Origin of the sequence: Cyanobium sp. ATX 6E8, assembly GCF_024346335.1 — a bacterium.
In the GTDB taxonomy this organism is placed as follows: Bacteria; Cyanobacteriota; Cyanobacteriia; order PCC-6307; family Cyanobiaceae; genus Cyanobium_A.
In genome coordinates, this window is the sequence record NZ_JAGQCT010000009.1 from 92383 (window position 1) to 112169 (window position 19787).

A 19787-nucleotide genomic window follows, 5' to 3' on the forward strand; every position below is an offset into this window, starting at 1 on the left:
ACAGGAAGATGGCTGTATGCAAGCACTCCTTTCCCCCGGAAGCCTGGTCACGATTGCAGGAGCGGTGCTCACGGTGATCGGCTCGATCGCCTACGCCACCGACATCCCCAACCTCAGCCTGCCGACGATTTTCTACGGGATTCCAATCCTGCTGGGCGGTCTGGCCCTGAAATCTTCAGAGCTGCCGCCCCCCCAGCGCCTCACCCCCGCCGCCCAGTACAAGGCACTGCGGGAGCTCCCAGAGAGCGAACCGCTGCGCAAGCTGCTCGCCGACGTAGACCGCTGGCGCTACGGCCAGAAAGCCCATCTGGAGAGCTCGCTGGAGGTGCTGAAGCTCTGGGATGAGGACGCCCCGCCCCAGTTGATCAGCGTCGAAGAGCTGGATTGTGACGGCCGCTACGGACTCAGACTGCGGTTTCGTTGTGAGGGGGTGCCCCTCGAGCGCTGGCAGGCCCGGGCCGACCGCCTCGGCCGCTTCTTCGGGCCAGGCCTTAAGGCCGACATTCAACCGGAGCGCCGCGACAGCTTCAGCCTCGCCCTGGTGCCCGCGGCTGCAGCGAGCTAAGACCTGCTTGTTCCCCATTCCCCGTCGTTTCTGCGCCCCGCCTTGAGCTCCGAACCCTTGATCAGCAGCCAGGACACCCTGCGGGTGTCGGTCCTCAGTGAGGCCCTTCCCTACATCCAGCGCTTTGCTGGCCGCCGGGTGGTGGTCAAGTACGGCGGTGCGGCCATGGTGCGCGACGAGCTGCGCGATGCCGTTTACCGCGACCTGGTGCTGCTGGCCTCCGTCGGCGTGCAACCGGTGGTGGTGCACGGCGGCGGGCCGGAGATCAACGACTGGCTCACCCGCCTCAACATCGAACCGGCCTTCCGCAACGGCCTGCGTGTGACCACCCCGGAAACCATGGACGTGGTGGAGATGGTGCTGGTGGGCCGGGTCAACAAACACATTGTCAACGGGCTCAACCGCGTGGGCGGGCGGGCCGTGGGCCTGTGCGGCAGCGATGGCTCCCTGGTGCGGGCCCGCACCTACGCCGATGGGGCCAATGGCCTGGTGGGGGAGGTGGCGGCGGTGGACCCCTCCGTGCTGTTCCCTCTGCTCGATGCGGGTTACATCCCCGTGATCTCCAGCGTGGCGGCCGACGGCGAGGGGCAGGCCCACAACATCAACGCCGACACGGTGGCCGGCGAACTGGCCGCCGCACTGCAGGCCGAGAAGCTGATCCTGCTGACCGACACGGCGGGGATCCTGCAGGATCGCCACGACCCCGGCTCCCTGATCCGCCAGCTCAGCCTCTCGCAAGCCCGGCAGCTGATCCACGACGGCGTGGTAGAGGGCGGCATGACCCCGAAAACCGAGTGCTGCATCCGCGCCCTAGCCCAGGGGGTTGCGGCGGCCCACATCGTTGATGGCCGTGTGCCCCACGCCCTGCTGCTCGAGGTGTTCACCGACGCGGGCATCGGCACGATGGTGGTGGGCAGCCAACGCGCTTGCCATGGCTGATGCGCCCCTGGATGCGTCCCTGGAGGAACAGCTGGCCGCAGCTCGCGCGGCCTTGGAGCGGGGTGACTACGGGCGGGTGGTGCGGCTGCTCGAGCCCCTGACCCGCGAACACCCCTCCACCACCCAGGCAGGGGCCGAGATCCAGCTGCTGCTGGCCACGGCCTGGATGGGCCAGGGTGACAACGCTCGCGCCATGGTGTGCTGCCGCCTGATCAAGCGCTGCCGGGATGCCACCCTGCGGGCCCAGGCCCAGGACCTGCTCGCCGTGCTGGAAGCCCCCGCCCTGGAGCGGCCCCGCGACTGGTCGATCACCTTGCCTGATCTGGGCTCAGCCCAAGCGATGGGCAGCCAGATGCAGCAACTGGCCCGCAGCCGCCGCGCCAACAAACCGCCGCCGCCACCGCCACCGCCCGTTGGGCCCACCCGGGCCCCGGTGGGCTTTGCCCTGCTGGCGGTGGTGTTGCTGTTGCTCACGGTGCTGCTCGGCGGCTGCATGGAGGTGCGCACCGAGCTCAACTTCAAGGGACCGGGCCGGCTGCAGATCACCCATGCACTGATTAGCGCTGGCGCGCAGCCGCCCCCCTGGGGGCGCCAGTTCAGCCAGCTCCTGCAGAGCCAGGGCTTTCGGCCTGCCCCCACCGGCGCGGCGTCACCGGGCCCTGGGGATTGGCAACAACGGCTGCAGAGCCAGGTGCTGGCGGCACCCCGGGCCCTGGAGCTGCTGGCCCGCAACCTCAGCGATGCGGCCCAGCTCGCCGGGGTGACCCTGCCGGCTCCGGAGCTCGCGCTGCAGGAGCGCAACTGGCTGGTGGGCGTGCACCAGACCCTCGAGCTGGCCGTAGACCTGCGGGAGGTGCAACCCCTGCCGGGCTTCAGCGCCGCCGTTGAGCTGAGCCCCGCCGGCAGCAGGGCCGTGCAGCGCGCTGGCCCGGAGCCGGCCCAGGCTCTTCCAGGCCGGCAGACCCTGCGCTGGCCGCTGCGCTTCGGGGCTCGCAACACCCTGCAGCTGACCTGCTGGCGCTGGAGCGGATTGGGGCTGGGCGGCCTTCTGATCGCAGCGGGCCTGGCCCTGGTGCTGGCACTGGAGCGCCTGCGCCGGCTGCTGGGCTTCGGCCTGCCCGAGCTACCGGCCTAAGCCACCCCTTACAGGGTGAGGGGATCGGGGTCGATCGCCAGCCCAACCCCCGCCGGCAGCCCCTGGCGCAACACGGCCTCGCTGGGCAGGGGCAACGGCTGGCCGGCGGGTCCGTGCAACAGCAGCTGCCAGCGGCTCTTGCCCGCCACCCGGGCCACCGGGGCCGGGGCGGGACCGATCAGCAGCCAACCGGCCGCTTCGAGGTCGCCGCGAATCCGCTCCGCCAGAGCCGCTGCCGCCGTGGCGGTGCCGCTGGCCGTGGGGCCACTTAGGCGCAGCAGACAGGCCCGGCTAAAGGGCACCAGGCTGGCCTGGCGACGCAACTGGCTCTCCTCCAGCAGAAATTGCCCGTAGCGACCATCCACGAGATGGCGGATCACGGGGTGATCCGGGCTGTAGGTCTGCACCAGCACCTCCCCCGGCTTCTCACCGCGCCCGGCCCGGCCCGCTAGCTGCAACAGCAGCTGCAGGCACTGCTCCGAGGAGCGCAGATCAGGGCGATGCAGCAGCCCATCCGCCGCGAGCACCACAGCGAGGGTGACCCGGGGCAGGTCCATTCCCTTGGCCAGCATCTGGGTGCCCACGAGCACGTCGGCCTCACCTTGGGCAAAACGGTCGAGCAGGCGGCGGTGACCATCTCGGCCCCGGGTTGTGTCGCGGTCGAAGCGCAGCAACCGCAGACCCTCCAGCTCGGCGGCCAGCTGCTCCATCACCCGCTGGGTGCCGGCCCCGAAGGGCTTGAAGGCGGTGGAGCCACAGTGGCCGCAGCGGTCTCCCAGCTCGGCGCGGTGATCGCACCAGTGGCAGCGCAACCATTCCTGGCCACCCTTGGAGCGGTGCACCGTGAGGGCCACATCGCAATGGGGGCACAGCACCGCCTCGCCGCAGCTGCGGCAGCTCAGGAAGGCCCGGTAGCCGCGGCGGGGCACCAGCACCACGGCCTGCTCTCCCTTCTCCTGCAGCTGCTCAAGCCGCCCCATCAGGGCCCGACTGAGCAGGCGGCGGTGGCCCTCAGCCAACTCATGGCGCATGTCGATCACCCGCACAGCAGGCAGCGGCCGGGCTCCGATCCGCTCCGGTAGCCGCAGCAGGCGGGTGGAGGCCTGGGGCCCCTGGCACGCCAGCCAGCTCTCCAGCGATGGGGTGGCACTGCCAAGCACCAGCCGGGCTCCGCTGCGCCGGGCCCGCTGCCGAGCCACATCCCGAGCGTGATAGCAGGGCATCGGGCTGTCCTGCTTGTAGGAGCTGTCGTGCTCCTCATCCAGCACGATCAAGCCCAGGCGTGGCATCGGCAAAAAGATCGCCGAGCGGGTGCCCACCACCACCACCGGCTCGTCTTCGAGGCAGCGGCGCCAGGTGGCAACCCGGGCGCCATCGGCGAGGCCGCTGTGAAACTCCACCACCCGGGAGCCAAAGCGCTCACGGGCACGGTCGAGCAGCTGGGGAATCAGGCCGATCTCCGGCGTGAGCAGCAAGCAGCCCTCCCCCGCGGCGAGCACCCGGGCAGCCGCCTGCAGATACACCTCGGTTTTGCCGGCGCCGGTGACGCCCCAGAGCAGAAATTCAGCGCCCGGATCCGCCCCGGCCAGGGCGTGCACCGCAGCGGCCTGGGCTTCGGTGAGAGCAGGCCAGGCGGCAGCCGGCAGGCCCGCAGAACTGCTGCCCGGCTCCGACTCCGAGCGCCGCACCACCAACCCCCGAGATTCCAGGCCCTTCAGCACAGCCCGGCTGAAGCCCGCCTCGCCGCAGAGCTGGCGCAGGGGCACCGCAGCGGCTTGACCCTCCAGGTGCTCCAACAGCTGCTGCTGCCGGGGGGTAAGGGGCTGGCTGGGGAGCGGCGCGGCAGAGCGTTCCACCAACCAGATTGGACGGCTGGTGCGACTTGGCCCCTGGCTGCGCTGGCCGAGCCAACCGGGGGGCAGGGCGCTTTTGAGGGTTTTGAACAGGCTGGTGTGGCACGACTCGGCCACGCTCTCAATCAACCCTTGCCATTGGGGATCGACGGCGGCCCGCTGCCAGATCGCCAGAATCGGTTGGATCGTCTTGCCGCTCAGACTGGCCGGCAGCTGATCGAGCGCTTCCACCACAAGCCCGGTGTGCAAGCGGCCCTGCAGACGCACCTGCACCAGATCACCGATGCCAGCAGGGGTCTGAGCGCTGTTGGCATAGGTAAAGACCTGGCCTTCCCGGCCGGCCTCAAGCCAGATCTGCAGCCACGGGGGCGTCGAGCTTGCAAAGGTCACAGCCCATTCATAGAATGTGTCAGTTGGGCAGTCCAATGGCTGCCGTCGGAACCGAGCAGAGTTCCGTCCAGCGGGAAGACCTGAAGAGAGACCCCGGGAGCCAGCCTCCCACCATTCGGCCTCCCGGTCTGCGACCACCCCTGACAGCACTGCTTGGCTCCAGCCAATTTTTTGGCTCCAGCCAATTTCCTGGCTTCGGCCATCCAATCAGGCTTCCGCCGCCGACCTTTTTGTTCCATCAGGTCGTTTTCTGTCGTGAGGTGTCCCGTCGACTCCGCTGTTCAACATCACTGTCGACTCTCCTCAAACCCTTGAGGCCTCTCGAAGTCCAGCCACCCGACCGACCATCGCCGTTTCCAACCCAGTTCGACAGTGCAGTCGTGCTGAATGCCGACGGGCAATCCCTGGAAACCCGCTTCCTCCCCAACGCTCTGTCTCTCTTCGTTTCCGTATCCCATGAGCCCCGCTGCTGCCGAGCTGAAAGCAACCCCGGAAAACCTGATGGTGGCCACGGCGGCCGTTGAAGAGTTGGCTGTGAAGCCCAAGGCGAAGAAGGCTGCTGCCAAGCCCAAGGCCACCTCCACCAAGTCTGCCGCCCCAAAAACCACAACCGCTAAATCCAGCCCAGCCAAAGCCAAGGCTGCAGGCACCAAGGCCCCTGCCAAAGCCAAGGTTGTCGTTGCGGATGCAGCCCCCGCCGCCGACGGGGCAGACCCAGCCCTCGCCGCCGCGGTAGCCGAAAAGGACGACAAGGCTGCCAAAGCCCTGGCCAGCATCAAGGTGGGCCCGAAGGGTGTCTACACGGAAGACTCGATCCGCGTTTATCTGCAGGAGATCGGCCGGATCCGGCTGCTGCGCCCAGACGAGGAGATCGAGCTGGCCCGCAAGATCGCTGATCTGCTGCAGCTCGAGGAGATTGCTGCTCAGTTCGAGGCTGACAACGGCCGCCAGCCCGACAACCGGGAGTGGGCGGTTCTGGTGGAGATGCCACCGATCAAGTTCCGCCGCCGGCTGATGCTGGGCCGCCGGGCCAAGGAAAAGATGGTGCAGTCGAACCTGCGACTGGTGGTGTCGATCGCCAAGAAATACATGAACCGGGGTCTGAGCTTCCAGGACCTGATCCAGGAGGGCAGCCTCGGCCTGATCCGCGCCGCCGAGAAGTTCGACCACGAGAAGGGCTACAAGTTCTCCACCTACGCCACCTGGTGGATCCGTCAGGCGATCACCCGCGCTATCGCCGACCAGTCGCGCACCATCCGCCTGCCGGTGCACCTCTACGAGACGATCTCGCGCATCAAGAAAACCACCAAGACCCTTTCCCAGGAGTTCGGCCGCAAGCCCACCGAGGAGGAGATCGCCGAATCGATGGAGATGACCATCGAGAAGCTGCGCTTCATCGCCAAGAGCGCCCAGCTGCCGATCTCCCTGGAAACGCCGATCGGCAAGGAGGAGGATTCTCGCCTCGGCGACTTCATCGAAGCCGACATCGAGAACCCCGAGCAGGACGTGGCCAAGAACCTGCTGCGCGAAGACCTCGAAGGCGTGCTGGCCACCCTCAGCCCCCGCGAGCGCGACGTGCTGCGCCTGCGCTACGGCCTGGATGACGGCCGCATGAAAACCCTCGAGGAGATCGGCCAGATCTTTGATGTCACCCGCGAGCGGATTCGTCAGATCGAGGCCAAGGCCCTGCGCAAGCTGCGCCACCCCAACCGCAACGGCGTGCTCAAGGAGTACATCAAGTGAGTGAGGGCCTGACGGCCCTGCGGGAGCTGCGCAGCGCGCCGATGCTTCAGGCCCCTGAGCGTGCTGCGCTGTTGACGGAACTGCAGCCCTGTCTTGCCGCCTGTGACTGGTTCACGGTGGGGGTGATGGCTCCCACAGCGGCCAGGGCGCTGGCCTGCCTGCGCCAGCTGGAGACGGCCCTGGGCTGGAGCCCCCTGGAGCTGGATCCGGCCTGCGAAGCCCTGGAGGCCATCGAGGGGCCGGTGTTTCTCAAGGCCAACCAGAACACGGGCCGCTTTCTGGTGCGTCGTGAAACGGGGCTGGGGGAAGGGCTTCTCATCACTGGCCACAGCAGTGTCAATCCCGACGCCGAAGACACCTGGGGGCCCTTCCCCCTCGATCTGTTTGCCGCCTGAGCGATCCCGCGCTTTTGTGACAGCGCAGGCGTTGCGAGAGAGCTCCACTCCTTAGGCTGGGCGGCTGTTATCTGGCACCGATGGCCAATCCCTTGCGCATCGCCTCCCGCCGCAGCCAACTGGCCATGGTGCAGACCCATTGGGTGCGCGATGAGCTGGCCAAGGCCCACAGCGGCCTGGAGATCAGCATCGAGGCGATGGCCACCCAGGGCGACAAGATCCTCGATGTGGCCCTGGCCAAAATCGGCGACAAGGGACTGTTCACCAAGGAGCTCGAGGCCCAGATGCTGGTCGACCAGGCCGACATCGCCGTCCACAGCCTCAAGGACCTGCCCACCAACCTCCCTGAAGGCCTGATGCTGGGCTGCATCACCGAGCGGGAAGATCCCGCCGATGCCCTGGTGGTGCACGCCAAGCACAACGACAAAACACTCGCCACCCTGCCCGCCGGTGCCGTGGTGGGCACCAGCTCCCTGCGCCGCCTGGCCCAGCTTCGCCACCACTATCCGCACCTCACCTTCAAGGACGTGCGCGGCAATGTGATCACCCGCCTGGAGAAGCTCGATTCCGGTGAATTCGACTGTCTGATCCTTGCGGCGGCCGGCCTGGGGCGGCTGGGGCTGGGCGACCGCATCCACGAGCTGATCGATCCCTCCATCTCCCTGCACGCTGTGGGCCAAGGGGCCCTGGGCATCGAGTGCCGCGAGGGCGACAGCACCGTGCTGGAGCAGATCAAGGTGCTGGAACACCCCCCCACCGCCCGCCGCTGCCTGGCGGAGCGAGCCTTCCTGCGGGAGTTGGAAGGCGGCTGCCAGGTGCCGATCGGCGTCAACACCCGCTTTGCCGGCCCCGACAACACCGGCGAGCTGATCCTCACCGGCATGGTGGCCAGCCTCGATGGCCAGCGCCTGATCCGCGATGAGGCCCGCGGCCCCCAGGCGGATCCCGAGGCCATCGGCATTGCCCTGGCCCACACCCTCAAAGCCCAGGGAGCAGGAGAAATCCTGGAGGAGATCTTTGCAACGGTCCGGCCTGAAGCCTGAAACCACATCCGAACCCGCTGAGAACCAGGCCCCGGCAGAAGCCGAGGCCCGCGCCCTCCCGTACCAGTGGAATCTGCTCGCCTGGGCAGCTCTGGTGGGCGTGCTCACCGGGCTGGCCGTGGTGGGCTTCCATGAATTGCTCGGCTTCATCAACAACGGGCTGTTTGGCCCGTTCGTCGAGGGCCTGCTGACCGTCGGCCGCAGCCAGCCGCCCGAGCTCCCGCCCGAACTGCCCGCCCTGCCCCCCGATACGGGCACCCCCCTGCGGGCCCTGCTGCAGGTGGGTCTGGGGGGTCTGGGCTTTCTGCCGCCACCGCCGGCAGCGCCCGAGCCGCTGCCCCTACCCGTCTCGTCGCTCCCCGACTGGATCAGCCTCTGGCCGGTGGTGGTGGTGCCCACGTTGGGGGGGCTGGCCGTGGGTCTGCTGCGCCGCTACGGCGGCGACCTCGGTCCGGGACTACCCAGCCTGATGGCCATGGCGGATGGGGCGATGCCGGCCCAGCCCAGGCTGCCGCTTCAGCGCCTGCTGGGCGCATCCCTGAGCCTTGGCAGCGGCGCCTCCCTCGGCCCCGAGGGCCCCAGCGTGGAGAGCGGCGGCAACCTTGGCCTTTGGGTGGCCTTGCGCGGCGGGCTCTCCCCCCAGAGCCAGAAAGCTCTGGTGGCGGCCGGGGTGGCCGCCGGCCTAGCGGCAGGCTTTAAGGCCCCGATCGCGGGGGTGTTCTTTGCCTTCGAGGGAAGCTTCAGCGCCGTCCAGGGCCGACCCAGCCTGCGGGCCGTGCTGGTGGCGGCGGTGGCGTCCTCGCTCGTCACCCAGCTGCTGCTCGGCGACACACCAATCCTGCGGCTGCCGGCCTACGAGGTGCGCTCGCCACTGGAGTTGCCCCTCTATCTCGGGCTGGGATTGGTGGCCAGCTTGATGTCCTGGGCCCTGATCAGCCTGCTGGCCGCCGGCCGCAGTGAACGGCTTCAGGGCTGGCTAGCCCAGTTGCCACCTGGCCTGCCCACTGCCCTGGGCGGAGCCTGTGTGGGCCTGATGGCCCTGGTGTTTCCCCAGGTGCTGGGGGTGGGCTACGACACGATCGAAGCCCTGCTCGGCAGTGACGGCGGGGTGCCGCTGTTGACCCTGCTGGTGTTGCTGGGCGTGAAACTGCTGGCCACCGGCATCAGCAACGCCACCGGCTTCGTGGGAGGGGGATTTGCACCCTCGCTGTTTCTCGGGGCTGTGCTGGGCAACTGCTACGGCCAGCTGCTCGGCGCCAGCGGCCTGCATCTGCCGGTGGCCGAACCGCCGGCTTACGCGATGGTGGGCATGGCTGCCGTGCTGGCGGGCAGCGCCCGGGCACCACTGACGGCGCTGCTGCTGCTGTTTGAGCTCACCCGCGACATCCGCATCGTGCTGCCATTGATGGCGGCGGCCGGCCTCAGCGCCGCCCTGGTGGAGCGCTGGCAGGGGCTAGCGGATCCTGGGCTGCTGGGCCCCGATCCCCTGGAGGAGCACCGCCGTCGCCAGCTGGCGGCGTTGCCGGTGGGGGAAGCCTTTGAGCCGGAAGCCCCGTTGGTGCTGCCGGCCGAGCTGCCGGCCCACCTGGCCCTGCGTCAGCTGGTAGAGGCCCACGGCCATTGCCTGGTGGTGGCCGACGGGGCCTGGGTGGTGGGACTGGTGACCCTGGCGGATCTGCAACGGGCCCTCAGTGCCGAACCCTCGCGCAGCCCAAATGGCGCAGCCTTGATGCCCAGCCTGATGGACTGCCGCCGCGGGGATCTGGTGTGGCTGCCCCTATCGGCCCAAATGGCCCAGCTTGAGGACCAGCTCACCCCCAATGGCCTACGCCAAGTGCCGGTGTTCGATGTGCCGGCGGCCGTGGCGGCGGCCCTCCCCCATGGCTTGCCCAACCCTGGCCTCCCCGTCGAAGCGCTGCGGGGTCTGGCCAGTCGCGATGGCATGGCCCGGGCCTTGGCACGGCACCTGCAGTCAGCTCAGGACTGGGCCTGAAGGGCGCCGGTAAGCGGCTGGGCTGCCGGATCGACGGCACACAAGCGTTCCAGGATCCGCTCGAGATCGAGGGACGACAGTTCCCCATCGCTGGCCCACTTGAGCGTGGTGCTGGCCTGGGGATCGGCAGGTTGGTGGGACGAGGAAGCCGGGGACATGAACGGGGCCGCGGGAGGCCCATGGCCTTGATGAGGCCTTACAAAGTACTTGTGTTGATGCGACGTTTAGCCGGAGAGCTGTCGATCTCCAGAATGTTTTCCATTAGGCCGATCAGCGCTAAACCGATCAGCGCTGCACAATCACCGGCGTCCCCACATCCACCAGATCAAACAGCTTGCGCACATGCTCGTGCAGCATCCGCACGCAGCCGTTGGTCACAGCGGCGCGGGAGGTCACCGTCCACGACCAGGCAGACGGAGTGCCGTGGATGCCGTATTGGTTCGGGCCGCTCTGTTGGAACCCCAGCCAGCGGTCGCCCAGGGGACCATTGGGTCCCACCGTGGCGTTGATCTTGCCGCTCTTGGTGCTCTGGTACTTGGGATTGACCACCTTGTTCTGGACCGTGAACCGGCCCACTGGGGTGGGCGTGCTGGGATCGCCGATCGCCACGGGCCAACTGCTGATCACCTTGCCGTTTTCACGCAGGCTGATCGTGCGTTTGCTCAGCTGCAACACGATTTCACGGGTGCTGACCTGGGGGGCGGGAGCTGACTGAGGCCCAGGAACAGCCGTGGCGGTGGACGCTGTCGGTTGAACCGACGGGGGCACAGGGCTGTCCTGGGCCCAGACCGGCGCCACCAGGAGAGCGGCAGCCGCAAGCCAGAGGGGTTTGAAGGAGGCAGTCATCGGCAATTCGCGCGCAAACTTCGAACTCAGCCTGAAAACGCCGGCTTCGAGCTCTGGCTCAGTTCACCAACTTGGCATCGATGGTGTCGCGGTAGCGCTGCTCGCACTCTTTGATGATGGGCACGGCCTCGGCGGGTTCAAGGAAGCCGTTCACCTTGCAGGTGCCGGGCTTCTTGAGATCCTTGTAGTGCTCCCAGTAGTACTCGGTTTCCTTCACCCACTGGGCACCGAGCTGGGTGTAGCTGGTGATGTGGTCCATGCGCTTGTCATCGGCCAACACGGCGATCACCTTGTCGTCCACCTCACCGCCATCGTCGAAGGTCATGATGCCGATGATGCGGGCCTCCACCAGGGAGCCGGGCACCAGGGGTTCGGTCACGCCCACGATTTCGATGTCGAGGGGATCGCCGTCCTCGTCCCAGGTGCGGGGAATGCAGCCGTAGGCGAACGGGTAGGCCAGGGATGAATAGCCGACGCGGTCGAGCTTGAGGTGGCCGGTTTCCGTGATCAGCTCGTATTTGTTGATCGTCATGGAGTTGAGCTCCACGATGGCGTTCAGACGCAGCTCGGCTTCATCGGCAAAGGCCGGCAGCACGTGCAGCAGGTTGAGCATCGTGCGGCTGGGAGCGTGGTCGATGTTCGCCATGGGCGCGGCTTCAAAACGGAATCGGGGCGCATCCTAAGGAGTGGGGTCATCAGGCCTGAAACGGCTCGAGCTTGTGGCGCAGATAACGGAGAAACGGGGCTGCGCTCAGAGGGGCACCACTCACCTGCTCCACCAGCCCTTCGGCATCGACACTTCGGCCCAGGGGGTAGACCCGCTGGGCCAACCAGTCGTGCAAGCGGCTCTCCTGGCCCGCGCCGATCGCCGCCTCGATGGCGCCATCACCCCACTCCTGCTCCATGGCTTCTGCCAGCTGGGCGCTGATCAGATGGCCGAGGGCGTAGCTGGGGAAATAGCCAAATAGGCCCTCCGCCCAATGAATGTCCTGGAGGCAGCCCTGGGCATCGCTGTCCGGCTGGATGCCCAGCAGGTTGTGCATCCGTTGGTTCCACTGCTCAGGGAGAGCCTCCACCGGCATGTCCTGCTCCAGCAGGGCCAGCTCCAGCTCATAGCGCAGCACGATGTGCAGGCAGTAGCTGAGCTCATCGGCCTCCACCCGGATCAGGCCAGGCTTGAGCGGGTTGAGGGCGCGCCAGAAGCCTTGGGCACCGCCCCAGGGATCGCTGGCCGGCGCGCTGCACAGCCCCGCGCAAAAGCGGGGATGCCAGCGCTCGGCAAAGGCGCGGCTGCGGGCCACGCGGCACTCCCAGAACAGCGACTGGGATTCGTGCACCCCCATCGAGGTGGCCTCCCCCAGGGGCCAGGGGAAATAGTGATCACCTGAGCGTGGCAGCCCCTGCTCGTAGAGGGAGTGGCCCCACTCGTGAGCGGTGGCCAGAAAGGCCGAGAGGGGCTGGCCCGGCACCACCCGGGTGGTGATGCGGAAGTCCTGGGGGCCCACGGTGCAGGAAAAGGGATGGGCAGAACGGGAGCGCTGGCAGCGGCTTGGGTCGTAGCCCCAGCGCTCAAGCAATGCGGTGCAGAGCTCCTCCTGCATTGCCTCAGGCCAATCCAGCGGTTCAACAGCGCCGCGGCTGGCGGAGACTGGCTCGACTGAGGGCGGTCCCGCGACCTGCTGCAGCAGGTCTGGCAGCTCAGCCTTGAGCGGCGCAAACAACTCGTCCAGCCGCGCCTTGCTCACCTCAGGCTCGAAGGGCTGGGCGAGCACCTCCCAGGGGCTGCGGGCCACCGGCTCAGCGGCGGCGAGCTGGCTGGCCTGCTGGCGGCGCAGGCCAATCAGCTCCTGGAGGGCCGGGGCAAAGGCGGCGAAATCGTTGCGGGCGCGGGCGTCCTGCCAGACGGCATTGCCGCGCGACTGGGCCTTGGCGAGGGCCGCCACCAGGGCTGGATCGAGGCAGCGCTGACGCTCCAGCTCCAGCCGCAGCAGCTGCAGGTTGCGGCGGCGCTCAGGCAGCGCATCGACGTCAAGCTCGGCCTCAGCCGCTGCCACCAGCTCGGCGTATTCCGCGCTGCTCTGGCGCTGGTGCAGCTGGCCGGCCAACAGGGCCAGCTGGTCTCCCCGCCAAGCGGCGCCAGCCGCGGGCATCACCGTGTTCTGGTCGTAGTAGAGGGCACTACTGATCGAGCCCAGCAGGCGCGTTTGGTGCAGGTGGCTCCGGAGACGCGCAAGGGCCGAATCGGATGGAGCCATTGAGACCACGGGGCGATGACGCATCAAGCATGGCCCCCACCAACGGCTACCCACCAGCCGCCCAAGCAGCAGGCTCAGGCCGACTACAGCTGGGAGAGCTGGTCCTCTAGGCGCTGCTTCAGCCGGGTCTGCACCAGGGTGCAGAGATCGTTGACCAGCTCGCCTTCTGCAGTCCAGATCGTGCGCACTCCATCGCGCTCACACCGCACCAGGCCGGCCCGCTGCAGCTGGCCCAGCTGGCGGCTGATGTGCGACTGGGAAAAGCCGGTGGCCTCAATGAGCGCAGCCACATCCATCGGCCCCTGCTTCAGCTGACAGAGCAACTGCAGGCGGGCCGGCTCACTCAGCAGTCGGAAGAACTGGCTGTACTCCTCCAGCAACTGAGGAGAGGGCATGGAGCCGGAGGCAGCCATGAAAGTGAGTATGACAATAAAGACATTATGCAGCAGGCTGCTGATCCTGAAGGAGCGACGTCGTGGATCAGGTGCTCGGACGCAAACCAGCCGGCTGAGCTGCAACCGCCCCACACTGAACCCAAGCAAGAGCCCGGCATGCGGGCAAAGGCCATGCGCCAAGCCACCAACCATGCCCAGCGGCTGATCACCCTGTGGATCGCCTGGATGCTGGCCATGCTGTTCCATGTGGATCTGGGCTTGATGCCTCTGTTCCACGGTCAGTCGCCTGAGATCCACAGCCAGCTCCCCACCAGCGCCCTACCGCTGTTGTTCGGCGCCATGCTCGGCTACTTCCTGCTGCCGCTGATCGCGGTTGTATTGATCAGCTATGCCGACACCGCATCGGAACCGGCATTGCGCTGGCGGCCCTGGCGACGTTTGCACTTTTGGTTCAGCATCGTCTACTCGGTCACCAACGTGCCCCATCTGGTCGCCGACATCCTTGTGCCCGATGCCCGTGCTGATCAGATCGTGCTGATGGCTGCCCTGACGGTGTTCGGATTGCTGATCAACGTGGAGGGCTGGCGCTGGTGGCGCAGGGACGCTTGAAACTGAGGCCCTTTGCTGAGCTCTGCGCCGCCACTGCGGCAGGCCACATCGGAACCGAACCGGTTAGAGCGCAAACCGCGAGGAGGGCTCAAAGAGTAGTGCTATTACGACGCAGATGGCACATGCACGGATGTGACATCGAATACACCAGAAACCCATCACGCTTCACCTAGAGGAACGAAACAATGAACAACCGTCTTCGCGTTCTTCAGCGTCAGCCCCGCCGGATCTCGATCACTTTGAGCTACCACGTTCATGAGGCCTTGCTGAGCCGATCCGAAAACGAAGGCCGCTCCGTCTCCAACCTTTGCGCCTTCTTGCTGGAGGACGCCTTGAGGGAACAACAGCCCGCGATGGCTCAGCCTTCAGGCTTCGAAGGCAACGGGCACCGCGCGGTGCAGGCCAAGCAGCTGCTCGGCATCAATCCCGCCCCCAACGGGCACCTCAGAAGGCCAAAAACCGAGAGGTGCCGATGCCGACTCTTCAATCAGGATTCAAAGCGGGCATAACATTTCGCCTTAACTTTCCAAGCGCTCTGCTTTCGACAACCTGAACATGATGCCTGGTTTTCCCCGTTAAGCGAGAAACATCCACGAGTGACAGTTTTTTGTCACTCAAAAACCGAAGGCTTAACACCTGTATTTCAAACGGGGAAAGCTGGGCTACATACCGCTCAAGCCAAGCATAATCGTCAGCTACCACATTTTTATCGACCGAAGGAATCGTATCCTTTAGCGTCAACTCACCGCCCTCCGCACCCGACACGCCTTGGCCAAGCGAAACCATATTATTGTAATACAACAATAAGTTAGCCTGGGCAACTCGCTTCTCATCTTCACCGCTAATCCTAACAACATCTTCGACCTTGAATGCTCCTCCGTCGGCACCAGCTGGATCATGGAAGTCACGGCCAGCGGCACCCGTGACGGCAAGCCCTTTCAGGCGACCCACCTGTTTCTCACGAGCCTACGCACCACCCCAGAAGCCCTGCTGAGACTGGTACGCGACCGCTGGAGCATTGAGGGCTGGCACTGGATCAGGGACACCCAGCTGCATGAGGACTCCCACCGCTACCGGGGCAATGGCGCCGGCGCGATGGGCACGCTGCGCACCGCGGCTATGAACCTGCTGAGGCTGGCCGGTTTCCAGTCGATCCGAGCCGGCATGCAGGCGGTGATGCATGACATCAAGGCGCTGCTGGCGATGGCGCGGCGCCAACCAGAGCCCGGCCCGGATTAAGACTTTGAATCAGCCCTGGGCGCTACCTCCTATAATGCATTTATGCGTCAGTTCTGGACGCATTAAGTCTCAAGAGTCTCAATCATGTCTCTCAAAACCTACATCGACCACTTGCAAGCCAATCCTGACGCACGTCTTGATACAAAGGCGTCCACTCCAAGCGAGATCATCTCACATGCCCAGTCGCTTGGTCATGAGGTGACCCGCGAAGAGCTTGACGATCATGCGCATACTGATGCGTCCCTTGACGCTGCTGGTGGTGGCTCCTGCTACTTCAACAGCGTTACAGCGTGTGCCGTCTGATTTTCCCAAGTATGGGCGCGCTCAAAACGCGCGCCCTTTTTTATGGAAACATCTTTTTTCAACGTCAAGGTTCCCCTAAAGCATGGAGAATCATTGGTCTACAATTCAGCTACGCAGCAGTTGCTACGCCTAAATGCCTTAGAACTCGCCAAATTAAACACCTGTCAGTTTGACAGCATATACGACCCATTGCTTCTGATGCTCAGGAGCAAAGGGATGGTTTGCGAATCTGCACCAAAGCAGTATCAACATCTAATCAATTCTGATCTCGCTGACAAGAAGATATTTTCTAGGTCAATGAGTTTAACATTGATGATGACCGAAGGGTGCAATTTCTCGTGCTCATATTGCAATCAGGGCTTAGACAAAGACCCAAAAAAAATTGATCAGTCAACGGTCTCGAAGGTTCTTTCGTATGTTTCACGTCATGAAGATTTAAGAAAGCTTGACATCTCTTGGTATGGAGGAGAACCACTCCTAGCGTTTAAAGAGATAGTTGAATTCTCAACCCAGTTCAAAGGCTTCTGCAAGGCCCAAAAGATTTACTATTCATCCTCAGTACTATCCAACGGTTACCTTTTGAGTCCTGAAAAAGCCCAGAAGCTATTGGATGCAGGAGTCAAAAATGCTCAGATATCCATGGATGGTTATGCCGATTCTCACGACAGCAGTCGTTTTCCAAGTAAGCATACAGGATCGTACAACAAGATTCTTGACAACGTTAAAGACGTCCTTGCAGCTACAAGCATGAACATAGTTGTCAGGGTGAACGTTAGCAAGCGCAATATTGATGGCATTCCTAAGTTAGTTGAAGATATTAGTCGACGTGAGATTCCATGTGAAAGATTTTCGATGTATTTTGCCCTGGTTTATGATCCATCGAATAGTCAGCTTGAGGATGCAGGTGATGTCGGGACAGATATCATTTCTGAATACCAAGAGTATGCAGATGCTGAGCTCTCCTTCCTTCGATGCCTCGACAGTCATCATATCAAAGCGGCTCTTGATATTGATGAGCATATGGGCGACTGTCTGGTGACTCGTCACAACAGTTTTGCCATAAATCCATACGGGGATCTCTTTAAGTGTTACATTCCAATCTCAAATCCAACTTTTAAATTAGGGGATGCATCCGACTTTGATGCAGCAAAAGAATCCGATACATTTCGTAAATGGAACTCATGGACAGCTTTTAATGACGAATATTGTAAGAAGTGTCGGCTTGTTGGTTCTTGTCGTGGTGGCTGTCCTCTTCATTTCGTTTCAAAGCCACACGAAGACATGGGAATGCATTGTCCAACATCTAAACTTTGCTTTAATGAGCATCTTTTTCGTAGAGCTATTAACAATGGTTTAGTCAGCAAAGATGATTGGGATGAGACTCTGTCGCCTACGAAACTATCTTCACTAAGCTTCGAATATCCTTCTGATTGTATTCAGGTTCCTGATCTCGTTAGCCTTAAAGGCGTTAAGCCAACTTAAGTCCAGTACCTCCTTAATCTGTTGGCCATTGAATAAGCTAGAAGGCAATATTTGATCACGATCCTGCTCGCTTGCTTTTACACTAATGTATTTACCAGCGAGCTGCCTCCTAGTGAAATAGATCTCGTAAAGTACTTTACTAAAATGATTTTCTGTCGATTGGATCCCCACTTCGAGGACATGCAGAATGGATTGGACACCTTTCTTTAAATAGATGTATCTTTGGAGTTCTTCACAAAAGAACCCATTAGATTGATTTGCAGAATGCTCTTTAGAGTACACTGCGCTAATACATCCTTCTTTGCCCATTCCAGCATGGGCGTCGATTATAACTATCTTTTCACTAGCTGGACATCCTAAAAGTATCTCATCACCTAGCCGCCTGACCTCAGCAGAGCATATCTCCCTGATGTCGACATTGGTAAACCCAAAGAATCCATTATAATCCGATTGAGATCCGAATGAGATGGATGGAACATCTATTCCCAGAGAGATAGAAGTATCAATGTAATATTGAGCGAACTGGCGTGGTAATCCAGAGAAGGAGTCGAGTACAGTTACCGCTTTGGAGAGATCGCGTACTTTGGCCTGAATCTGCGTAGTGAACACTCGATTAAGATCAAAGTAAAGTCCGTTGTATTGATAAAGGCGATTCCCGCTTTCGGGGTGTTGTGGGTACAATGAATACCGAGATACCTTTGAGAGATTGCGACAAACAATTATCCCGATGATTCTCTCCATCCATGATGCGAGATGGGCTGTAAAAAGATTTTCGTCTGGGTGCACGCCCGAAATAATTACTAATTGCAATTATGACTTGTAGGTAGAATAAGAGTTGTCAACCTGAAGCAGGCTTTTTTTGACTTTGTGATGTAGGAGCTCAACCGAAAGCCAGTCGTCTTGCGCGTACGAAGCGTAGCCAGATCTACCTGTTCTCGAGAAGATGATAAATATTGCCAACGATACTCTTAAGTCACTAAACGGACCGATAAAAGCAGATGTATTGGTTTTACAGCGAAGAAGGTATGGGGAATGAAAAGTGCGACCATTATAAGCGCAAAGTTCGCCGAGCTTTGTTTCTACTACTTCTTGAAGGGTCCAGTCCCTTAGTTTAATTTCGCTACTCGTGGTAAATTCAGGATTGTCATCAAGTATTGCAAGTAGTTTTGACGCTGAGAATGGTCCGCAGTCATCGATGAGGCTATTTTTATGTTCGGCGCCCAGCAAATCGAAATTATCCAAGCCTGTTCCCCATACTCTATGAGACCAAAAAGCCGTCTGAAATGGCATCTGGGAAGATAGAGGTATGTTAACTGCTGCAACATCGACATTCCTACTGATACTATCAGAATGAGGGGCTATCGATAGTGGATGATAAAGAGCGTGAAAAGGAATACAATTAAGCTGGCAGCGGACCCCGGAAAGGTTTGAAATATCTAGATGGAAGGAGCTGGATATAAGATCAAGACATTGAGACCAAAATTGGTCTGGAAGAAATGTAGCCTCGACTGGGTAGTATTCTCCTGCAGTCATATTGCTAGAAATGATATCAGTCTGACGCGACTTGGTATATCCCTTGAAAGGCCTTCTTGACTTAACGAGAGGTCGTGGGACAAATCTTAGAAGTTCATTAATTGTCTGATCATCGAGCGGTAATTGGGAAATAACGGTATTTATATCCCCATGCTTCGCAGTCATCCCATCAGATTAAGCCAACATACCCTCAATACTACCTTAATCGTCGGTACCATGTCAAAGGCATAGGGGATCAATTCTGTAAATAACATGAAATTTTAATTATGGCTATCCGCAGGGGGGAGGTAGTAGCTCGATAAGTTGTCTTCAGACAACAGCTAGATATAAGGCTACGTACGGGAGTAGTGGATTTTGATATAATCCTGTATAGGCGTTGGCATTACACTATTTTGAGCGGTCTTCCTTCTCTCTATTATGGACTGAGTTCATAGTTGTCCACAAATATGCGCAATTCGCCGCCAATAGCAACAGATAGAGGAGGGCGGGGTATTTTGTGTTGGATCACTTATATAGAGTTCGTATTGGATGAATTTAAATATTGCGAAATTATGATTCTGAGCGGCGACTAACTAGGGAAGCTCTGGTCAACGAGGGCTTGACATCGGTCTTAGCGTAGAAATTTGATGGCGGATGAATTAGCCGCGTCCCCTCGATTGGTGTAAAAGCTGAGAGCCCAGCCCCGGCGTAGCCGGGGCTGGCAGACCGCTCCTCAGACGCCAGTCGTTGCAAGGGGTGGGCAGGCCCGCTTCCCTGGTTCGAGTACCACCTCAGACCAGACGAACCATACCCACGACCAATTCTGGCGCCTCTGGCCCTGGCGCCGCTACTGGATGGCAGCACTGCTGGGGAGCTGATCCCTGAGCTGGTGCGCCACGGACTGCAACAGCTGATCGAGCTGGAGGTCAGGGCTGATTCAAAGTGTGTCACAGCCGCCCTTGCCGCTTCTGTCAGCATGGGTTGAGGTCGGTGGAAACGCCTCCTCCTTGTGCCCGACAGCGCCTCTGCCGCAACCGATCTCGACCTGATCAGCTACCTGAGGTCGATTCCAGATGCCCGGATGCGACGT

19 protein-coding genes are annotated in these 19787 nt (G+C 62.0%); 12 read left to right on the forward strand and 7 right to left on the reverse strand.

Annotated features, from left to right (window positions below; all coding sequences use genetic code 11):
• Positions 1 to 16: 16 nt before the first annotated feature.
• The 3 genes from KBY70_RS09125 to KBY70_RS09135 are packed head-to-tail and all read left to right on the forward strand — an operon-like array spanning position 17 to position 2639.
• Complete coding sequence (locus KBY70_RS09125; RefSeq protein WP_254988244.1) at positions 17 to 565, forward strand: DUF2854 domain-containing protein; 549 nt, start codon at positions 17 to 19, stop codon at positions 563 to 565.
• Positions 566 to 607: 42 nt separating this feature from the next.
• A complete protein-coding gene (gene argB / locus KBY70_RS09130; protein ID WP_094559922.1) occupies positions 608 to 1504 on the forward strand; it encodes an acetylglutamate kinase in 897 nt (298 codons plus the stop codon).
• Positions 1497 to 2639 (forward strand): DUF3153 domain-containing protein, encoded by a 1143-nt coding sequence (locus tag KBY70_RS09135; RefSeq protein ID WP_254988245.1) that lies wholly within the window; start codon positions 1497 to 1499, stop codon positions 2637 to 2639. Before argB ends, KBY70_RS09135 begins: the two co-directional genes overlap by 8 nt.
• 8 nt (positions 2640 to 2647) lie before the next feature.
• Here the strand turns inward: KBY70_RS09135 and priA are convergent, their stop codons facing one another.
• Positions 2648 to 4882, reverse strand: coding sequence for a primosomal protein N' (priA, locus tag KBY70_RS09140; RefSeq protein ID WP_254988246.1), 2235 nt, complete (start codon positions 4880 to 4882; stop codon positions 2648 to 2650).
• Between the two features lie 456 nt (positions 4883 to 5338).
• Between priA and rpoD the strand changes: the two genes are divergently transcribed.
• From rpoD to KBY70_RS09160, 4 genes are all read left to right on the forward strand, one after another.
• Entirely contained in the window at positions 5339 to 6625 is a 1287-nt protein-coding gene (rpoD, locus tag KBY70_RS09145; protein WP_254988247.1) for an RNA polymerase sigma factor RpoD, read from the forward strand.
• Positions 6622 to 7020 carry a DUF1824 family protein gene (locus tag KBY70_RS09150; RefSeq protein ID WP_254988248.1) on the forward strand — a complete coding sequence of 133 codons (399 nt, stop codon included), beginning with the start codon at positions 6622 to 6624 and terminating at the stop codon, positions 7018 to 7020. Before rpoD ends, KBY70_RS09150 begins: the two co-directional genes overlap by 4 nt.
• 80 nt (positions 7021 to 7100) lie before the next feature.
• Positions 7101 to 8063, forward strand: coding sequence for a hydroxymethylbilane synthase (hemC, locus tag KBY70_RS09155; protein WP_254988249.1), 963 nt, complete (start codon positions 7101 to 7103; stop codon positions 8061 to 8063).
• Positions 8038 to 10056 carry a chloride channel protein gene (locus KBY70_RS09160; RefSeq protein WP_094559928.1) on the forward strand — a complete coding sequence of 673 codons (2019 nt, stop codon included), beginning with the start codon at positions 8038 to 8040 and terminating at the stop codon, positions 10054 to 10056. Before hemC ends, KBY70_RS09160 begins: the two co-directional genes overlap by 26 nt.
• Here KBY70_RS09160 and KBY70_RS09165 read toward each other — a convergent pair.
• From KBY70_RS09165 to KBY70_RS09185, 5 genes are all read right to left on the reverse strand, one after another.
• Entirely contained in the window at positions 10041 to 10214 is a 174-nt protein-coding gene (locus KBY70_RS09165) for a hypothetical protein (protein ID WP_198953848.1), read from the reverse strand. The genes KBY70_RS09160 and KBY70_RS09165 overlap by 16 nt on opposite strands.
• 127 nt (positions 10215 to 10341) lie before the next feature.
• Positions 10342 to 10902: a L,D-transpeptidase gene (locus KBY70_RS09170; RefSeq protein ID WP_254988250.1), complete on the reverse strand. Its 561-nt coding sequence runs from the start codon at positions 10900 to 10902 to the stop codon at positions 10342 to 10344.
• Positions 10903 to 10960: 58 nt separating this feature from the next.
• Positions 10961 to 11548, reverse strand: a complete 588-nt coding sequence (locus tag KBY70_RS09175; protein ID WP_094559929.1) for an inorganic diphosphatase — start codon at positions 11546 to 11548, stop codon at positions 10961 to 10963.
• 49 nt (positions 11549 to 11597) lie between these two features.
• Positions 11598 to 13157, reverse strand: a complete 1560-nt coding sequence (locus KBY70_RS09180; RefSeq protein ID WP_254988251.1) for a carboxypeptidase M32 — start codon at positions 13155 to 13157, stop codon at positions 11598 to 11600.
• Positions 13158 to 13240: 83 nt separating this feature from the next.
• Positions 13241 to 13552, reverse strand: a complete 312-nt coding sequence (locus KBY70_RS09185) for an ArsR/SmtB family transcription factor (RefSeq protein WP_094559979.1) — start codon at positions 13550 to 13552, stop codon at positions 13241 to 13243.
• A 171-nt stretch (positions 13553 to 13723) separates the two neighbouring features.
• Here KBY70_RS09185 and KBY70_RS09190 point away from each other — a divergent pair, with 171 nt between their 5' ends.
• A complete protein-coding gene (locus tag KBY70_RS09190; RefSeq protein WP_254988252.1) occupies positions 13724 to 14161 on the forward strand; it encodes a hypothetical protein in 438 nt (145 codons plus the stop codon).
• Between the two features lie 185 nt (positions 14162 to 14346).
• On the forward strand, positions 14347 to 14670 hold the full coding sequence (locus KBY70_RS14560; RefSeq protein WP_409996044.1) for a ribbon-helix-helix domain-containing protein: 324 nt from the start codon (positions 14347 to 14349) through the stop codon (positions 14668 to 14670).
• Here the strand turns inward: KBY70_RS14560 and KBY70_RS14565 are convergent.
• The gene (locus KBY70_RS14565) at positions 14645 to 14947 is read right to left on the reverse strand and encodes a sigma factor-like helix-turn-helix DNA-binding protein (RefSeq protein ID WP_255000775.1); all 303 of its coding nucleotides are present in this window, start codon (positions 14945 to 14947) and stop codon (positions 14645 to 14647) included. The two genes, KBY70_RS14560 and KBY70_RS14565, sit on opposite strands and share 26 nt — an antisense overlap.
• Before the next feature lie 111 nt (positions 14948 to 15058).
• On the opposite strand from KBY70_RS14565, the gene KBY70_RS09195 reads away from it, so the two are divergent.
• The 3 genes from KBY70_RS09195 (at position 15059) to KBY70_RS09205 (ending at position 17185) form a co-directional block, all read left to right on the forward strand.
• Positions 15059 to 15400: a hypothetical protein gene (locus KBY70_RS09195; protein ID WP_254988253.1), complete on the forward strand. Its 342-nt coding sequence runs from the start codon at positions 15059 to 15061 to the stop codon at positions 15398 to 15400.
• Positions 15401 to 15484: 84 nt separating this feature from the next.
• Entirely contained in the window at positions 15485 to 15703 is a 219-nt protein-coding gene (locus KBY70_RS09200; protein WP_254988254.1) for a hypothetical protein, read from the forward strand.
• Positions 15704 to 15745: 42 nt separating this feature from the next.
• Entirely contained in the window at positions 15746 to 17185 is a 1440-nt protein-coding gene (locus KBY70_RS09205) for a radical SAM/SPASM domain-containing protein (protein ID WP_254988255.1), read from the forward strand.
• The last annotated feature ends 2602 nt before the right edge of the window (positions 17186 to 19787 follow it).

What these genes read in the sequence shown, in the direction of transcription:
- KBY70_RS09125 (WP_254988244.1), top strand. Translation starts at nt 17, where the DNA reads ATGCAAGCACTCCTTTCCCCCGGAAGCCTGGTCACGATTGCAGGAGCG.
- KBY70_RS09135 (WP_254988245.1), top strand. Translation starts at nt 1,497, where the DNA reads ATGGCTGATGCGCCCCTGGATGCGTCCCTGGAGGAACAGCTGGCCGCA.
- rpoD (WP_254988247.1), top strand. Translation starts at nt 5,339, where the DNA reads ATGAGCCCCGCTGCTGCCGAGCTGAAAGCAACCCCGGAAAACCTGATG.
- hemC (WP_254988249.1), top strand. Translation starts at nt 7,101, where the DNA reads ATGGCCAATCCCTTGCGCATCGCCTCCCGCCGCAGCCAACTGGCCATG.
- KBY70_RS09165 (WP_198953848.1), bottom strand. Translation starts at nt 10,214, where the DNA reads ATGTCCCCGGCTTCCTCGTCCCACCAACCTGCCGATCCCCAGGCCAGC.
- KBY70_RS09170 (WP_254988250.1), bottom strand. Translation starts at nt 10,902, where the DNA reads ATGACTGCCTCCTTCAAACCCCTCTGGCTTGCGGCTGCCGCTCTCCTG.
- KBY70_RS09175 (WP_094559929.1), bottom strand. Translation starts at nt 11,548, where the DNA reads ATGGCGAACATCGACCACGCTCCCAGCCGCACGATGCTCAACCTGCTG.
- KBY70_RS09180 (WP_254988251.1), bottom strand. Translation starts at nt 13,157, where the DNA reads ATGGCTCCATCCGATTCGGCCCTTGCGCGTCTCCGGAGCCACCTGCAC.
- KBY70_RS09185 (WP_094559979.1), bottom strand. Translation starts at nt 13,552, where the DNA reads ATGCCCTCTCCTCAGTTGCTGGAGGAGTACAGCCAGTTCTTCCGACTG.
- KBY70_RS09190 (WP_254988252.1), top strand. Translation starts at nt 13,724, where the DNA reads ATGCGCCAAGCCACCAACCATGCCCAGCGGCTGATCACCCTGTGGATC.
- KBY70_RS14560 (WP_409996044.1), top strand. Translation starts at nt 14,347, where the DNA reads ATGAACAACCGTCTTCGCGTTCTTCAGCGTCAGCCCCGCCGGATCTCG.
- KBY70_RS14565 (WP_255000775.1), bottom strand. Translation starts at nt 14,947, where the DNA reads ATGGTTTCGCTTGGCCAAGGCGTGTCGGGTGCGGAGGGCGGTGAGTTG.
- KBY70_RS09195 (WP_254988253.1), top strand. Translation starts at nt 15,059, where the DNA reads ATGGAAGTCACGGCCAGCGGCACCCGTGACGGCAAGCCCTTTCAGGCG.
- KBY70_RS09200 (WP_254988254.1), top strand. Translation starts at nt 15,485, where the DNA reads ATGTCTCTCAAAACCTACATCGACCACTTGCAAGCCAATCCTGACGCA.
- KBY70_RS09205 (WP_254988255.1), top strand. Translation starts at nt 15,746, where the DNA reads ATGGAAACATCTTTTTTCAACGTCAAGGTTCCCCTAAAGCATGGAGAA.